Genomic DNA, 273 nt, shown 5'->3' with positions numbered 1-273 from the left:
GGCAACACACCATGCCGGACGCGTTTCGGAGGGAGGCCTCAACCTGCCCTTATTGCGGGAAGTGACTGGAAATGATTCATATGTTCACAAAAACGGTGGGGAGCGCAGAATAACAAGGTTGGCACCTGTTGGTTTGTCCCTCACGGGCGGAGCCGTTAGCCATCCGACCAAAAACCTGGTATACCTATTTACCGGTAATCTGTATTACTTCGCATCTTCATTGCCCGATGTCTAGTCGCACGGGTTTGCCCCCGTTTATCTATGGCCTTTCGC

At 52.4% G+C, this 273-nt stretch carries 1 protein-coding gene; it reads left to right on the top strand.

Going from position 1 to position 273, the window contains the following annotated elements:
- Nucleotides 1–235, top strand: a 235-nt coding sequence (locus tag CDA63_RS21155; RefSeq protein WP_206780475.1) for a hypothetical protein, incomplete at its 5' end; no start/stop codon positions are given.
- Between the last annotated feature and the right edge of the window lie 38 nt (nucleotides 236–273).

Source organism: Hymenobacter amundsenii, from assembly GCF_002204745.1.
Lineage (GTDB): Bacteria > Bacteroidota > Bacteroidia > Cytophagales > Hymenobacteraceae > Hymenobacter > Hymenobacter amundsenii.
Note: the sequence above shows the minus strand (reverse complement) of the source record. Positions and strands in the feature narration are given on the sequence as shown.